Below are 15,323 nucleotides of genomic sequence, written 5' to 3' on the forward strand. Positions count from 1 at the left end.
AGATTGGTCTAGACCTAAACCTGAAGGGATGGACCCGATGACCGCCACCCCCGGTCGCCACATGACCGACGAGATCAGCCAGCAGCCCGCGATCTTCGCCGACCTGCTGGCCGGCCGGGACGCGATCGCGGAGGTGGCCGCGAAGATCGCGGAACGCCGACCGCGCTTCGCGCTGCTGGCCGCCCGCGGCTCCAGCGACCACGCCGCGCTCTACGCGAAGTACCTGCTGGAAGTCCTGCTCGAAATGCCCGTCGGGCTGACGTCGCCGTCGACGACGACGCTCTACGGCGCGCAGCCGGACCTGACCGACGTGCTGCTGGTGTCGGTCAGCCAGAGCGGCGGGTCCCCGGACCTGCTGGAGGTCACCGAGTCCGGCCGCAAGCGCGGCGCGCTGACGGTCGCGGTCACCAACACCGCCGACTCGCCGCTGAACTCCGCCGCCGAGCTGTCGGTGGACATCCGGGCGGGCCGCGAGCAGGCGGTGGCCGCGACCAAGACCTACAGCGCGACGCTGCTCGCCCTGTACCTGCTCGTCGACGCGGTGCGCGGCGGGACCGGCGCGGACGCCGAGCCGATCCCCGAGCTGGCCGCGACCGCCCTGGACGCAGGCCAGAAGATGGTGGACGACGCGGTGCGCCGGTACCGCTTCGCGGAGCGGATGGTCACCACGGGGCGCGGCTACTCGCTGGCCACCGCCTCCGAGGCGGCGCTGAAGCTCGCCGAGACCAGCTATCTCTCGGCCCGCGCCTACAGCGGCGCCGACCTGCTGCACGGCCCGGTCGCGGCGGTCGACACCGACACCGCGGTGCTCGCGCTGTGCAGCAACGGGCGCGGCGGTGACGCGATGCGCGAGGTGCTCGACGTGGTCCACGAGCGCGGCGCGGACATCTGCGCGATCGGCTCGGCGGCCTCGGACGTGCACGCGTCGCACCGCATCCCGGTGCCCGCCTGCGCCGAGGAGCTGGCGCCGGTGCTGGAGGTCCTGCCGGTCCAGCAGCTGGCCCTCGGGCTGGCGCTGGCCCGGGGCTTCGACCCGGACAGCCCGCGCGGCCTGAAGAAGGTCACCCGCACCCGGTGACCGACGGCGGCCGTTCCCGCGGTGAACGGGGCCGTGAGTCTTTTGGGTTGCTATGCCAGGCGAACGCTGAGAACCCGCAGCGGTGCCGGTGTCGTAGGTGGGCTATGCGCCTACGGCGCATGCGACACCCCATCGACGTACGGCTTTGCGACCCGCGGCTGCGGGCCGACCAGGATGAAAAAGGCTCAATATAATGCCACCATGGAAGGTGACTCCATAATTTCGGAAAAGTTCGATTTCGCACTGACTATCAAGAATGGATGGTGTGAGCTCTCGGTCGAAACTGACGAGCAAACTCATTCATTTAAGGCCACGTTCATGCGGAATGCTCTGAATAATCTCGTCGAGGCGACGCTCGCCTTGGCAGAGGGTGCCGATGTTGCGTGCGTCCTGTGGGGGGGAGAAGGGAACGCCCCCGGGGCAAATGCCTTTCTGGATATGTCGTTGGACCACTACGGCAATATGGGAGTTGCCGTACACGAAGCCGAGCACTGGACGTGGCTTCAGCCGACGACGAAGTGGACGCCGCGCAGGGGAAAGTGCTTGCTTGAAGCATACGTACCCTTCTCGGGCTTCCTAGTTGGACTCACGCGAGAGCTTCAGCGCATTCGAGTCAATGATACGGACGAGTCCGCCTTCATCACGCAATGGCGTCACTCGTTTCCTGCGGCCAAGTTCGAAGCCCTCGAACGCATTGGTGGACGCCATGGCTATATTCCGCGTTCCAAAGAAGAGTTGAACAGGCTCGGCAAACCATAAACAGAAGGAGTTAACGCAAGTAAAAGCCCGCCTCACCGAGGGGGCGGGGTGAGACGGGCACCGCCAGGTTACGCCGAACGGAGCACACCGCAAGCCTCGGGGCAAGCCGAACGGCAGAGTCCAAAGACCCTAAAAGCCGTACACCTCGCGCGCCGTCGCGCCGAACACCGCCGCGCGCTGCCGATCGTCGAGCCCGGCGGTCAGTTGCCGGGCCACGCCCATGACCTGCCCGTAGTCGGCGGCGAGCAGGCACACCGGCCAATCCGAACCGAACATCAGCCGGCCCGGCCCGAACGCCTCCAGCACCACGTCCACGTAAGGCGCAAGCCTCACCGGATCAGGTTGCCGGGCCCAGTCGTCCTCGGTGACCAGACCGGACAGCTTGCACACCACGTTCGGGTGGGCGGCCAGCGCCCGGACGCGGCTCGCCCACGGCTCCAGCTCACCGGTGGCCACGGGCGGTTTCGCGCAGTGGTCGAGCACGAAGGTCAGCTGCGGGAACTGCCCGACGGCCTTGATCGCGGCCGGCAGCTGGTGCGGCCGGACGAGCAGCTCGTACACCAACCCGGCGTCCTCGACCGCGGCCAGCCCGTTGAGCACCTCCGGGCGGACCAGCCAGTCCGGGTCCGGCTCGTCCTCGACCTGGTGCCGGATGCCCTTCAGCCAGCCGCCGGACGGGTGCGCCTGCAGGCGGCCGATCCGCTCGCGGGCGTCCCGCGCGGTCAGGTCGACCCAGCCGACCACCGCCGCGATGCGGTCCACGGTGTCGGCCAGCACCAGCATCTCCGGCGTCTCGTCCGGGTCGGCGGCGGTCTGCACCAGCACCGTGGCGGTCACGCCGGAACCCTTCAGCGCGGCCTGCAGGTCGGCGGGCCGGAAGTCGCGGCGCAGCGGCTCCATCGCCTCGCCGACGATCCACGGTTGGTCCCGGACGTCGAGGTCCCACAGGTGGTGGTGGGTGTCGACGGTCATCGAGCTGCACCGCTCGCGCCGCGACGGCCCGCACCGTCCAAATCGGACATTCGACGTGACCCGGCAAGGTCGTCCATGCTCCAGCTCCCCGACTGATCAAGCAACGCCTCGATGTATAGCCGCTCGCCACGCCGGATGCCAGAGGTTGGCGAGAAGGTCCTGGCCGGTTTTGGTCGCGCCGGCCACGGTGCGCGGCCGCGACGGGTAGAAAGGGCGGATGCACGGCGACGAAGCGGCGCTCGTACTCGGCCTCGACATCGGCGGAACCAGCAGCCGGGCGCTCGTCAGCGACCTGTCCGGCCGGGTGCTGGGCCGCGGCGAAGCGGCCGGCGGCAACCCGAATTCGCACCCGCCCGAGCAGGCGGCGCGGCAGATCGCCGATGCCGCGCGGGCGGCGCTCGCCGGGATCGATCCGGCGGCGGTGCGCAACTGCGTGATCGGCATGGCCGGGGTCAGCAAGATGGCCGATCCCGGGTTCGGCGCGCTGTTCGACCGCACGTGGTCCGGGCTGGGCCTGCGGAGCCCGTGGCGAGCGATCAGCGACTGCGAGGTGGCCTTCGCGGCGGGCACGCCGGATCCCGACGGCACGGTGCTGATCGCGGGCACGGGCGCCATCGCGGCCCGCATCGAGCAGCACCGGATGGTCGCGACCATCGGCGGTCACGGCTGGCTGCTCGGCGACGAGGGCTCGGCGTTCTGGCTGGGCCGCGAAGCGGTGCGAGCCGCGCTGCGCGCGCTGGACCGCGGCGAGCCGCTGCACGGCCTCACGGCGGCAGTGCGCGACCGGCTCCTCCCGGACGTGCCGGACGCGCAGCGCAGGGACCTGATCAGCGCGGTGAACGCGGCGCCACCGATCCGCCTCGCGGAGCTGGCGCCGCTGGTGACCGCGGCCACCGACGAAACGGCGGCCGACATCGTCCGGCGCGCCGCCCAAGTCCTGGCCGACACCGCGGCGGCGACCCGCTGCCACGGCGAATCCAGGACGATCGTGCTGGCAGGCGGCCTGGTGGCGCCTGGCAATCCGGTCCGCGAGGCGCTGCGCGGCACGCTGTCGGCCCGGGGCTTCCAAACCCAGCGCACGGCGGGCCCAGGCGAAGCCGGAGCGGCCTGGCTAGCGGCCCTGGACCTCACGGAGGACCCGCAGACCCTCCACGAAAGCCTGCTCGGCCGGGCCACCACCGCCTCCCGCGAGCCATGAGTCCCGCAATTTCAATGGAAATCAGACCTTCGATTTCCATTGAAATTGCGGAAGTTATCCACAGCCTTCGGCGTGTCACGGCGCGACACGCCGAAGGCGGGCAATTCCGCCACCCGCACCGCCGCGCACAACGAGGCTGGAAAACCTCATTGACATCGGGGGCCAGTCTGCTTCAGGCGAGGCCGATTTCTTGGAGGCCCTTGCGGATCGCCGCCAACTCCGCCTCGTCCGCGTCCACCAGCGGCAGCCGGACCCCGCCGACCCGGTGGCCGACCAAGTTCAGGGCCGCCTTGACCGGGATCGGGTTCGTGGTCGTCGACAGCGCGGCGTACAGCGGCTTCAGCGAGGCGTCGATCTCAGCCCGGCGCTCCGGCTCGTCGACCATCCGCCGCATCTGCGGGCCCACCAGGTGGCTGGCCACCAGGATGCCGCCGAGACCACCGAGGTCCAGGGCCGCGGCGAAGCCGTCGTCGTTGCCCGCGTACAGGCCGAGGCCGTCGATCTGGGCGAGCGCGGCGTTGTCCGCCTGCTTGACGTAGTCGATGTTCTCGACCTGGGCGAGCTCGGCGAGCAGGTCGTGCGTCAGCGACAGCCCGATCCGCGACGGCACGTTGTAGAGCACCACCGGCTTGTCCGTCGCCCGCGCGATCTCGGTGAAGTGCCGGACGAGGCCGCGGCGGTTGGGCCGGTTGTAGTACGGCGTCACCGAAAGCACCGCGTCGGCGCCGAGCTCGGTCGCCCGCGCCGTCATCTCGCAGGCGTGCGCGGTGTTGTTCGACCCGGTCGAAGCGATCACCGTGGTGCCCGCCGGGCGCTCGGCGCAGGCGAGCTCGATGAGCCGCAGGTGCTCCTCGTCGGTGAGCGTGGGCGCCTCGCCCGTCGTCCCGCAGACCACGATGCCGTCCGAGCCGTGGTCGATCAGGTGGCGGAACAGGTCCAGGAAGGCGGCTTCGTCGACGCGCAACTCGTCGTCGAACGGGGTGACTATCGCGGTGATCACGCTGCCGAGAGACATGAGCGCATTCTGCTCCTCCGGCCGAGCGGTCACGACTGCGGATGCCGCAGTCCCGGGTGTTCGGGCGGCAGGGACCGCCGCATCACCCACCAGCTCACCGCCACGCACACCGCCACCAGCGGCCAGGTCAGCACGACCTGCGCGATGGTCAGCGCGCCGGTGAAGCCCAGCAGCCACAGCGGGATGAACACCACCAGCCGCACCACGTACTGGCCGACCCAGACCCAGCTCGCCCGGCTGTACGCCCGCAGCAGCACCGGGTCGCGGCGCCACCGCCGGGCCTGGCCGAGGGCCGTGCCGACCACCACGCCGAGCAGCGGCCAGCGGATCGCGATGCTGGTCATCCAGGCGAGCGCGCTGAGCGCGTTGGTCACCAGCCTGGGCAGGAAGAAGTCCGCGGCATCCCCGGTGTACAGCGCGATCAGCGCGCCGAGCAGGACCGCGAGCAGGCTGATCAGCACCGCCAGCGGCCGGGCTCCCCCGCGCAGCCGCCACCCGGCGATCAACGCGCCCACCACCACCGCCGCGCCGCCGCCGATGGCGATCGACTCGCCGCCGAAGAACCACCCGGCGCCGAACGCGATGGGCGGCAGGCTCGCGTCGATCGCGCTGGTGCGGCCGCCGAGCAGCCGCATGAACGAATCGCGGTCGTCGCGGTCCGCCGCGATCTCCGCCTGCCGGTCCTGCGTCACAGAACCCAGCCTGCCCTAACCAACGCCCGGTCCGCACCTACCAGTGGCACGCGACTCCCCGGTGAGGCGTTTCAGCCGAGCCCCCGGCGGGCCCGGTCGAGGAGGGCGGCGAGCTGGCCGGCGATGCGGGGCTTGTCGGCCGGGCGGCAGGTGACGACGTCCTGGCCGTCGGCGCGCTCGCCCTGCAGCGAGTAGCGGCCCCGGTCGTTGTCGAACCAGATCAGGTTCGGGATCCGGCCGCGCGGCCCGCCGCGCCGGGCGCCGCCGACGACGAAGTGCCCGAGCCGGTACTTCTGCCCCGAGGTGATCGCGCGCAGTTCGGCCAGCCCGTCGATGTCGGCGTCGGTCGGGCGGCCGTGGCTGCGATCGGCCACCGCGCGCACCTCGCCGCCGCTGCCGGGCGGGGCGTCGGGCAGCAGCTCGGCGCACACCCGGGGCAGGGTGTCCGGCGCCAGGAAGCTCATCCGCAGCCCCCGGCCGTCGAGCACGCCGACCACGCCGACCTCGCCGGTCGCCACGACCCGCGCGGCCAGCCGCTGCCCGGCGCGCACGTCCAGCAGCCCGGCGGCCGCGATCGACACCTCGGAGCTGCACAGCAGGTACAGCGCGTCCTCGACCTCGGGCTCCGGGCGGCCGTTGCGGGCCAGGCCGGTCGACTCCAGCTCCTGCCACACCTGGGCGGCCAGCCGGTTGCGGTCCTCCGCGGCCTCGCCGACACGCGGGAGCTCGAACGGGTACTGCCGCACGGTGAGGTTCAGCTGCTCACCGAGCAGGTCGACCGCGGGGATCGACAGGGTGATCGTCTCGACCATCACAGCTCATTTCGAGTCGGGGTGCACCGGCCGGCGCTGAGGTCAGCGCCGCGGGCGGCGCGGGACTCGGCTCGCACCGCACACCCGCGGCGCGAGCCACATCGAACAATCCCTAGAAGTCCCGGTAGCTGGAGGGGGCTTCGCCCAGCACCGGCGGGGCGACGAGGCGGCTCCCGCCGTCGTCCTCCTCGAAGAGTTCGTCGGCTTCGACCAGGAACTGCGGCACCACGCCGCTACCGCTCTCGCCCGGCTTGTAGCCGGCGCCGGCGCGCAGGTCGTCGTCCTCCCGGCGTTCCTCCTTGAAGTCGTCGGCCGACCAGGTCATGTTCCGGCCGTAACCGGCCCGGGACGACGAGGCCCCGCTCCAGGTGCCGGACGATCCCATCGGCCCGAACCCGCCATCGGCGCGCTGCGTGAGCTTCGGCGCCCGCGCGGGCACGGGACGCCGCTGCTCGGGGCGAGGCGGCTCCGGCTGCGGCTCCGGCGGGCGCGGTGGCGCCTGCGGAGCCGGCGGCGGGCCGGCGTTGGCCGGCATCGGACCGCTCGGCGGGCCGTCCGGCCGCGCGGGCGGCGGCCCGACCGGGCGGCCGGCCTGCGGCATCGGACCGCTCGGCGGCCCCTCGGGCGGCGGCCCGGGAGCGACCGGAGGCCGCGGCGGCGGACCACCCAGCGACGGGTTGCCGACCGGAGGCGACGGCGGACCCTGCGGAGCAGGAGGACGCGGTTCGGCCATCGGCGGACCGTCGACGGGCGGTGGCCCGGAGGGCGGTGGCCCGGCGAGCCGGGGACCGGGAGCCTCGTGCCGCGGCGCGCCGTCAGGCGCGAGCGGTGGCGCGTCGGGCCGCGGCGGAGCCTGCGGCGGCGGGCCGCTGAGCGGAGCGGCCTGCGGCAGCGGGCCGCTCGGCGGACCGGGCTGCGGAGGAGGGCCGTCCAGCGGCAGCGGGCCGGGCGGAGGGCCGTCCTGCCGAAGCGGACCGGCCTGCGGCACCGGACCGCTGCTCGGGCCGGCGTCGTGGCGCGGCGGCGGACCGTCCAGCGGAGCGTCGTGACGCGGCGGAGCCTGCGGCGGCGGGCCGCTCAGCGGACCGGCCTGCGGCAGCGGGCCGCTCGGCGGGCCCGACTGCGGCGCCCCCATCGGGGCGGCGTCGGGTCGCGGCGGCAATCCGTCGATCGGCCCGTCGTGGGGCGGCGGCCCGTCCGGCCCTGCCGGCGGAAGGTCGTGACGCGGCGGGCCGACCTGCGGCAGCGGGCCGCTCGGCTGGCCGACCTGTGGCTGCGGCCCGCTCGGCGGACCGGAGTCGTGCCTCGGCGGCAACCCGTCCGGCCCGGACATCGGCCCATCGTGGGGCGGCCGACCATCCCGGACTGGCGGCGGAACGTCGTGCCGTCGCCCGCCGACCTGCGGCGACGGTCCGTCGAACGGCGGAGCGCCGGGCCGCAGGGCATCCGGCTCGGGCAGCAGCCCGTCTTGCGGCAACGGGCTGCTCGGCGGTCCCTGCTGCGGTAGCGGGCCGGAGTCGCGTCGGCGCGGCGGGCCGTCCGGTCCGGTCGGCGGGAGGTCGTGGCGCGGCGGCCCCGCTTGCGGCGGGCCGCTCGGCGGCCCTGCCTGCGGCGGCGGGCCGCCCACCAGGCCGTCGTGGATCGATGGCAGCGGGCCGCTCAGCGGGTCGTCCTGCACGAGCGAGCCGCTGAGACCACCGCTGAACCCGGTCGGGCGCTGCGGTTCTTCGAGCGGCTCGGGACCGAGCGAGCCGGACAGCTCGGCCGGCGGTTCCGGGCGTCCCGGCGGCACGTCGAGCCCGCCGAGGTCGCCGGAGAGCGCCAATCCGCCGCCCGGCGTCTTCGGCGCTTCGGGCCGGTCCGGCGCCGGCCTGGCGTCTTGGGGCTGCCGGCGCTGGTCGTGCTCGAAGCGATCGGGCAGCTGCTCGGCGCGCTGCCACAGCGCGAACGGGTGCGGTTCGGCGGCCAGTGCGGCGAGCTCGCCGCGCAGATCGAGGCGCATCGGACGCGGGGCGGGCGGCCGCGGCCCGCTTGGTGCCGGCGGCACCTCACCGCCGAGCGAGCCGCGCATCGGCGCGTCCGCACGGCGTCGTCCTCCCGGGCCTGCTGCCCGCTGTTGCGCGTCGAAGCCCGCTGGCCCCGGCGCGGACGCCGGATTCTGCGGTGACGTCACGATTCCCCCAGGTATTCGGGACGGTTGCAGCGCCGCGCGACGTCCGGGTGGACCCGAACCGCGGGCGCACTGGAATCGACGCAACGGAGCACGCTGTCGTTCCCCAACTCAACCGCCCGCGATGACGCGAAACGGCGGACGGCGCGGCGTCTCCCCGAACGCACGCCGAGCTGCCACCTGCATCGATCGCAACATCGCGGGCCCCCTCATTGCATCTGCTACCGCCGAAGGACAGTAGCAGCTGAGGTTCACCCGTACCGGTGTTTCGAGGAATAGCCACCCAGTTGCTGCCACGACGCGGGAAAAGCGCAGTGCGACAACGAAATTCGCAAAATCCGAGCAGCTTCCGGGCGAATCGGACAGAAATACTAGACTGTCCAGTGCCGTTAATCACTAGTGCGGAACCGACGGTGGCGTAGGTAGCCGTTCGAGCGCCAATCTGGTTTCCGGTCACCGCGCGTGCGGGAGGAAAGACCAGGAGGGAAAGAGTCAATGGAATCGCAGCGCAACGCCGGCTCGGCGCGCTGGGGCAGCTTCGTCGCGCTGGGGGACAGCTTCACCGAGGGGCTCGCCGACGCGGATCCGAACGGGAGCTTCCGCGGCTGGGCGGACCGGCTGGCCGAGCACCTGACCGCCCACGACCCCGAGCTGCAGTACGCCAACCTCGCGGTGCGCGGCAAGCTGATCCGCCAGATCGTCGACGAGCAGGTGCCCCAGGCGGTGGCGCTGCGGCCCGGGCTGGTCGCCCTGACCGCCGGCGGCAACGACATCATCCGCCCCGGCAGCAACCCGGACGCGGTCGCGGAGCTCTTCGACTCCGCGGTCGGCGAGCTGCGGGCCACCGGCGCCGACGTGCTGATCGGCACCGGCTTCGACACCCGAGGCACCCCGGTGCTGCGGCACGTGCGCGGCAAGGTCGGGACCTACAACTCGCACCTGCGGGCGATCGCCGACAAGCACGGCTGCCACGTGATGGACCTGTGGTCGATGCGGGTGCTGCGGGACAACCGGGCCTGGAGCGAGGACCGGCTGCACCTGTCCGCGGCGGGCCACCGGCGGGTCGCCCTGCGCGCGTGCGAAGCGCTGGGCGTCCCGGTCGCCGCCGACTGGCGCGAGCCCTGGCCCGCGGTCCCCGAAATGCCCTGGCGGGAGCAGCGCGCCCAGGACATCCGCTGGGCCCGCGAGTACCTGGCGCCGTGGATCAGCCGCCGCCTGCGGGGCGTGTCCAGCGGCGACGGCCGCACCGCGAAGCGCCCCCAGCTGGAGAAGCTCACCGCCGGGCACCCCTCGGCCTGAGCTCCGGAACGACGTTTCCCCTGGTCACACCTACCGTGAGTACTTTGTGCTGCTATGGCGACACAAAGTACTCACGGCCCCGACCAGGCGGAACACCCCCAGGTACCCCTTGAAAAGACGAAGTGCGGACCCCCGGCAGGATCACCCACTCCTGGCGCCGAAAGCCCGCACTCACCCCCACGTCCATTCGGGATGAACCCGTCCCGAATGCCAAGCCCCCCTTGCGGCCGCCCCGGCCGGCCACGCGTGCCGACCGGGACGACCGGGCGACAATCCCCCCTGGACTCCCCCCAGAGCCGCCCGTGTGCGAACCATGCACGGCTTGATCCGCACACGATGAAAGTTCCCAGCGGGCGCTACACGGCCGCTAAACGTCGGCTAAACGCCCCTCAGCAGGGCGCAGCGGAGAGGTCTTCCAGCCGCGCGCGGACCTCGGCCGAGCGCGGCGAACCCTCCGATTCGAAGATCGCCAGCGCGGTGTCCCAGCGGGTCCGGGCCACCGCCAGGTCGCCGCGGGACCGGGCGGCGTCGCCGAGGCCCAGGTACGCGGACGCCTGCCGCATCGCGGAGCCGCACTTCAGCGCCATGTCCAGCGCCTCGTGGTGGAACCGCTCGCCGTCGGCGATCCGGCCCAGCTCGATGCTCACCTCGCCGCAGTTGTTCAGCACCATCGCCAGCGTCTCCAGGTCGTCGGCGTCCCGGTACAGCGCCTCGGCCTCGCGCAGGTGCGCCAGCGCCTCCTCCAGCTCGCCGTTGACCTGCTCGACCATGGCGAGGTTGTTCAGCGCCCCCGCCACGAAGTACCGGTCGCCCAGCGAACGGTAGACCCTCAACGCGTCCTGGCAGTGCACTTTCGCCTCTTCGTAGCGCTTCAGGCGGAACAGCACGCTGCCCATGTTGACCTGGGTCATCGCCAATCGCGCGGAATCACCGGTCCGCACCGCGGCCTGGTACGACTCGTCGTAGTGCGCCAGCGCGGCGTCCAGCCGGCCCGACCGCGAGTACGCGACCCCGAGCCCGGCCGGCATCAGCACCTTGCCCGCCGGGTCGTCCACCGCCCGGGCCGAGTCGAGCCCGTCGCGGTAGATCCGGATCCAGTCCTCCCACGGGCAGCGCACCATCAGGTAGTTGAACTGCAGGCGGGCCAGCGGCCAGGCCAGCTCGTGCATGCCCTCGGCGTTCGCGGCCCGGACGGCGGCGACCAGGTTCGTCCACTCCGCGTCGAACCACTCCAGCGCCTGCGACCGGTCGGCGATCTCCGGCCGGGGCACCTCGGGCCCGCTGGAGAAGTCCAGGTCGTCCCTGGCCGGGCGGAGGAAGCGGCGCGCGTGGTCGGCCGTGACGAGGTAGTGGTTCAGCAGCCTGCGCAGGGCCTCGGTGTCGATCGGGGTCGGCTCGGCCAGCAGGTCGCGGGCGTACACGCGCAGCAGATCGTGCATGCCGAACCGGTCCGGCTCGGTCTCGGTGACCAGGTGCGCGAGCGCCAGCGCCCGCAGCCTGCGCTGCGCGTTGGGCGGGTCGGTGCCGCACAGCGCGGCGACGGCGTGCGAGGTGAAGGTGTGGCCGGGCACCAGCCCTAACAGCCGGAACGTGTCGGCGTGCACCGGGTGCAGGCTGCGGTAGGAGATGTCGAACGCGCGGCGGACGCTGGTGTCGACGTCGTCGATGTCCAGCGCGTGCAGCCGGTTGCGCTCGTCGGTCAGCTCGTGCACCAGGTCGGACACGCCGCGCGCCGGGTTCGCCGCGAGCCGCGCGGCGGCGATCCGCAGCGCCAGCGGCAGCCCGCCGCACAGCTCCGCCAGCGCGGCCGCGGCCGCCGGCTCGGAGGCCGACTTGCCGGGCACGCCCGCCCGGTCGAGCAGCTCGATCGCGGTCTCGGTCGGCAGCGTTTCCAGCGGCAGCACCCGCGCCCCGCTGCGCACTACCAGCCCGTCCAGCCGACGTCTGCTGGTGACCAGCACCAGCGACTCGGCGCTGCCCGGCAGCAGCGGCCGCACCTGCTCGGAGTCCCGCGCGTTGTCCAGCAGCACCAGCACCCGGCGCTTGGCCAGCAGCGACCGGTACAGCGCGGTGCGGTCGTCCAGCTCGACGGGGATCGCATTCGCCGCGACGCCGAGCGCTTTGAGCATGCTGGTCAGCACCTCGCCGGGCGTCAGCGGCTCGCGCTCCGAGTCGTAACCGCGCAGCGATGCGTACAGCTGCCCGTCGGGGAACTCGTGCTCGACGCGGTGCGCCCAGGTCAGCGCGAGGGCGCTCTTGCCGACGCCCGCGGTGCCGGTGACCACGGCGAGCAGGCTGGAGCCGCGTTCGCGTTCCGCCAGCATCTCGTCGAGCGCGGCGAGTTCGCCCTGGCGGCCGACGAATCCGGCCGGGGCCGGCGGCAGCTCCGCCGGGATCGGGCGCTTGAGCTCGGGCCCCGGTTCCGGGCGGCGCTGCGGGCTGCGCAGCGCCGGGTCGTCGCGGAGCAGCTTCTCGTAGAGCTCGCGCAGCTCGGGGCCGGGATCGAGGCCGAGCTCGTGGGACAGCCGGTGGCGCAGGGCGTGGTAGCGGGCCTGCGCCTCGGCGCGGTGCCCCGCTCGGTAGTGGGCCAGCATCAGCTGGCTGGTGAGCCGTTCCCGCAGCGGATTCCGGTCGACCAGGGTGGACAGTTCCAGCACCAGCTGGTGGTGCCTGCCGAGATCCAGGTCGGCGGCGACCCGCTCCTCCAGCGCCAGCAACCGCAGCTCGTCCAGGTTCGGCGCCACCATCCGGTACAGCCGGCTGCTGGCGAGGTCCGAGAGCACCGGGCCGCGCCACAGCGTCAGCGCCTCGGCCAGCATCCGCGACCGCGCCGCCGGTTCCATGCCGTGCGCGCGGTTGATCAGCGCCCGCGCGCGGTGCGCGTCGATCCGGTCGCTGTCGACCCGCAGCAGGTAGCCGGGCGGGCGGGTGACGATCTCGGCCGAAGCCGAGCCGGCGCCGAAGAGCTTGCGCAGCCGGGAGACGTAGCCGTGGATGATGGTCCGGGCGCTGGCCGGCGGCTCGTGCTCCCACAGCGTGTCGATCAGCCGGTCCATCGAGACGACCTGGTTCGGTTCCAGCAGCAGGCAGGCCAGCAGCGCGCGGACCGGGGCGCTGCCGAGCGGTTGCGGACTGCCGCCGACGCGCACCTCAAGAGGGCCGAGCAGGCGGAACTCGAACCCCGCGCCCGGTGCCTCGGTCGAGCTGCCGTGCCCCGCCATCATCTCCAATTCCGACTCTCACTCATGTTTGTTGAGCCTTCAGACAGTCTCGGGTACCGCGCACGGCGAGTCCACACCCCCGGAAAGCCCACGCGGCGGCCGGTCCGCCGCCCAAAACCCGACACACCGTAACGAGGCGCGCCCGAACGCATGTCGATCACCGGCCGACGATTCACTCCAATGGAGCCATGTCCGTTTCCTCCCTCGGCGTCCGGCCCACGCCCGCTGTTGCGGTGAACATCTCCCGGCGACCGGGTACGCCAAGTAAAGTCTGGACACGGCGATCACTCGTACGAGGACACTGTGGAAGGAGAGCCGCACCCGTGCCGACCCCGTCCACAGTGGTCGATCGCGCGGTGGCCTGCCTGCTCGGCGGGGCGCTCGGCGATGCGCTCGGCAGCCCGGTCGAGTACGCGCAGCTGGACGACATCCGCGCCCAGTTCGGCCAGGCAGGCGTGGCCGAACCGCCGCCGCAGGCCTTGCTCGGCGACGCCACGCAGCTGGCGCTGTTCACCGGCGAGGGTTACCTGCATGCCTGGACCACCGGTAACAACGGTGGCAATTGGCGGCCGGTCGAGTCCACCGCCGCCGCTTACCGACGGTGGTTGATCACCCAGCAGGAAGACAAGCCGCAGCCCGGCGCGACCGGCCTGCTCGCCGAGCCCGAGCTGTACGCCAACCGGGCGCCCGGCCTGACCAGCCTGCGCGCGCTGCAGGAACCCGAGCTCGGCACGCCGGACCGGCCGCGGAACACCTCCAAGGGCTGCGGCGGCGTGGATCGCAGCGCGCCGCTCGGCTTCGCGCCCACCGCCGAGATGGCCTACCAGCTGGCCTGCCAATGCGCGGCGCTCACCCACGGCGGCGTCGGCGGCTGGGCCTCGGCCGGGGCGCTGTCGCTCATCGTGCACCTGGTGGCCGTGCAGGAGCGGAAGCTGCCCGCCGCGGTGGACCAGGCGGCGGGCCGCGTGCTGCGCGAGGACGGCGAGGCCGCGACCGCCCTCGCGGAGGCTTCGACGCTGGCGCGGCTGGGCGCGAGCGTCGGGAGCATCGAGCGGCTCGGCCAGGGCTGGATCGGCCCGGAGGCGCTGGCCATCGGCGTCTACTGCGCGCTTGCGATGCCCAAGCCCGACCAGTTCGCCGACGCCCTGCGGCTGGCGGTGAACCACTCCGGGAACAGCGACACCACCGCCGCCGTGACCGGCAGCATCCTCGGCGCCCGGCACGGCACGGCGGTGCTGCCCCGCTCGTGGCTGGCGCGGCTGGAACTGGCGGACGTGATCGAGCGCATCGGCCAGGACCTCGGGGCCTCCTGCGTCGGCGAGCAGTTCAACGAACGCCGCTACCTCGGCCTCGCCTGAAGCACGGTTTCCGCTGGTGAACACCCGTGCGTACTTTGTGCTGCCATAGCGACACAACACACGCACGGCACCTGAACAGCGGAAACCGAGCTCTCAGGCATCTTCGGGCCGAGAGGCCTTGGCCCGGACGACGGCGACGGCCGCGGCGAGGAACCCGATGTTGAAGGCCATGTGCACCAAGGCGACCGCGCGGGCGAGCTGGGACACCGCGTGCACGTCGCCGAAGCCGACGGTGCTGGTGATCGTCAGCGAGAAGTAGAGCGCGTCGGTCTTGGTGCGCAGCGACTCGATCGAGCCCGGATCTTCGCGGGCCAGTCCGAAGTAGACAGCGGCGAAGAACAGCACAGCCAGGTACAACGCCGCGGCCACCCCGGCGATGGAGCTGCCGTGGCGCGCGCCGCCGATCCGGAACCGGCGCACCTGGAACAGGATCAGCGAGGAGACCGCGACCAGGCCGATCGCGAACAGCACGACCGAGTTCACGGTGCCGACGAGCCCGAACCGGTCGAGCGGCAGGAGGTAGTAGACGACGGTGCACGCCACCACCGCGCCCAGCGAAGTCGCCAGGTTGATCAGGACCCGAATCCGGCCGCTCCCAGGCACGACCGCCAGCTTCGGCCAACCCCGGACCCACCGCCATTCGGGCTCCGCGCCCCCGCGCCCCGCGCCCCGTGGTCCGTGGTCCGTGGTCCGCGGTCCGCGGTCCGCGGTCCGCGGTCCGCGCAAGTTTCAATTGAAACTGCGGTCCC

12 protein-coding genes are annotated in these 15,323 nt (G+C 72.6%); 5 read left to right on the forward strand and 7 right to left on the reverse strand.

The genetic code is table 11. The features are described from left to right. Positions 1 to 28: 28 nt before the first annotated feature. Positions 29 to 1,078 (forward strand): SIS domain-containing protein, encoded by a 1,050-nt coding sequence (locus tag AC07EQ_RS16900; RefSeq protein WP_478388850.1) that lies wholly within the window; start codon positions 29 to 31, stop codon positions 1,076 to 1,078. 201 nt (positions 1,079 to 1,279) lie between these two features. Next, on the forward strand, positions 1,280 to 1,837 hold the full coding sequence (locus AC07EQ_RS16905; RefSeq protein ID WP_478388851.1) for a hypothetical protein: 558 nt from the start codon (positions 1,280 to 1,282) through the stop codon (positions 1,835 to 1,837). Positions 1,838 to 1,966: 129 nt separating this feature from the next. Here AC07EQ_RS16905 and AC07EQ_RS16910 read toward each other — a convergent pair whose 3' ends face one another. Continuing rightward, positions 1,967 to 2,809, reverse strand: a complete 843-nt coding sequence (locus AC07EQ_RS16910) for an amidohydrolase family protein (RefSeq protein ID WP_478388852.1) — start codon at positions 2,807 to 2,809, stop codon at positions 1,967 to 1,969. Positions 2,810 to 3,026: 217 nt separating this feature from the next. Here AC07EQ_RS16910 and AC07EQ_RS16915 point away from each other — a divergent pair, with 217 nt between their 5' ends. Beyond that, positions 3,027 to 4,007, forward strand: a complete 981-nt coding sequence (locus AC07EQ_RS16915) for an N-acetylglucosamine kinase (protein ID WP_478388853.1) — start codon at positions 3,027 to 3,029, stop codon at positions 4,005 to 4,007. Between the two features lie 172 nt (positions 4,008 to 4,179). On the opposite strand, the gene dapA is transcribed toward AC07EQ_RS16915, so the two are convergent. The 4 genes from dapA to AC07EQ_RS16935 form a co-directional block, all read right to left on the reverse strand. After that, complete coding sequence (dapA, locus tag AC07EQ_RS16920) at positions 4,180 to 5,022, reverse strand: 4-hydroxy-tetrahydrodipicolinate synthase (protein WP_478388854.1); 843 nt, start codon at positions 5,020 to 5,022, stop codon at positions 4,180 to 4,182. Positions 5,023 to 5,051: 29 nt separating this feature from the next. Further along, positions 5,052 to 5,714 carry a DUF3159 domain-containing protein gene (locus tag AC07EQ_RS16925; RefSeq protein WP_478388855.1) on the reverse strand — a complete coding sequence of 221 codons (663 nt, stop codon included), beginning with the start codon at positions 5,712 to 5,714 and terminating at the stop codon, positions 5,052 to 5,054. A 71-nt stretch (positions 5,715 to 5,785) separates the two neighbouring features. Beyond that, on the reverse strand, positions 5,786 to 6,526 hold the full coding sequence (locus AC07EQ_RS16930; RefSeq protein ID WP_478388856.1) for an ESX secretion-associated protein EspG: 741 nt from the start codon (positions 6,524 to 6,526) through the stop codon (positions 5,786 to 5,788). 112 nt (positions 6,527 to 6,638) lie between these two features. Beyond that, positions 6,639 to 8,699, reverse strand: a complete 2,061-nt coding sequence (locus tag AC07EQ_RS16935) for a hypothetical protein (RefSeq protein WP_478388857.1) — start codon at positions 8,697 to 8,699, stop codon at positions 6,639 to 6,641. A gap of 492 nt (positions 8,700 to 9,191) precedes the next feature. Here AC07EQ_RS16935 and AC07EQ_RS16940 point away from each other — a divergent pair, with 492 nt between their 5' ends. After that, entirely contained in the window at positions 9,192 to 9,995 is an 804-nt protein-coding gene (locus tag AC07EQ_RS16940; protein WP_478388858.1) for an SGNH/GDSL hydrolase family protein, read from the forward strand. 389 nt (positions 9,996 to 10,384) lie between these two features. On the opposite strand, the gene AC07EQ_RS16945 is transcribed toward AC07EQ_RS16940, so the two are convergent. Beyond that, on the reverse strand, positions 10,385 to 13,219 hold the full coding sequence (locus AC07EQ_RS16945; protein ID WP_478388859.1) for an AfsR/SARP family transcriptional regulator: 2,835 nt from the start codon (positions 13,217 to 13,219) through the stop codon (positions 10,385 to 10,387). 320 nt (positions 13,220 to 13,539) lie between these two features. Here AC07EQ_RS16945 and AC07EQ_RS16950 point away from each other — a divergent pair, with 320 nt between their 5' ends. Then, complete coding sequence (locus AC07EQ_RS16950) at positions 13,540 to 14,574, forward strand: ADP-ribosylglycohydrolase family protein (RefSeq protein ID WP_478388860.1); 1,035 nt, start codon at positions 13,540 to 13,542, stop codon at positions 14,572 to 14,574. A gap of 93 nt (positions 14,575 to 14,667) precedes the next feature. On the opposite strand, the gene AC07EQ_RS16955 is transcribed toward AC07EQ_RS16950, so the two are convergent. Continuing rightward, a complete protein-coding gene (locus AC07EQ_RS16955) occupies positions 14,668 to 15,177 on the reverse strand; it encodes an ion channel (protein WP_478388861.1) in 510 nt (169 codons plus the stop codon). Between the last annotated feature and the right edge of the window lie 146 nt (positions 15,178 to 15,323).

The organism is Saccharopolyspora sp. NPDC045839, from assembly GCF_056431645.1.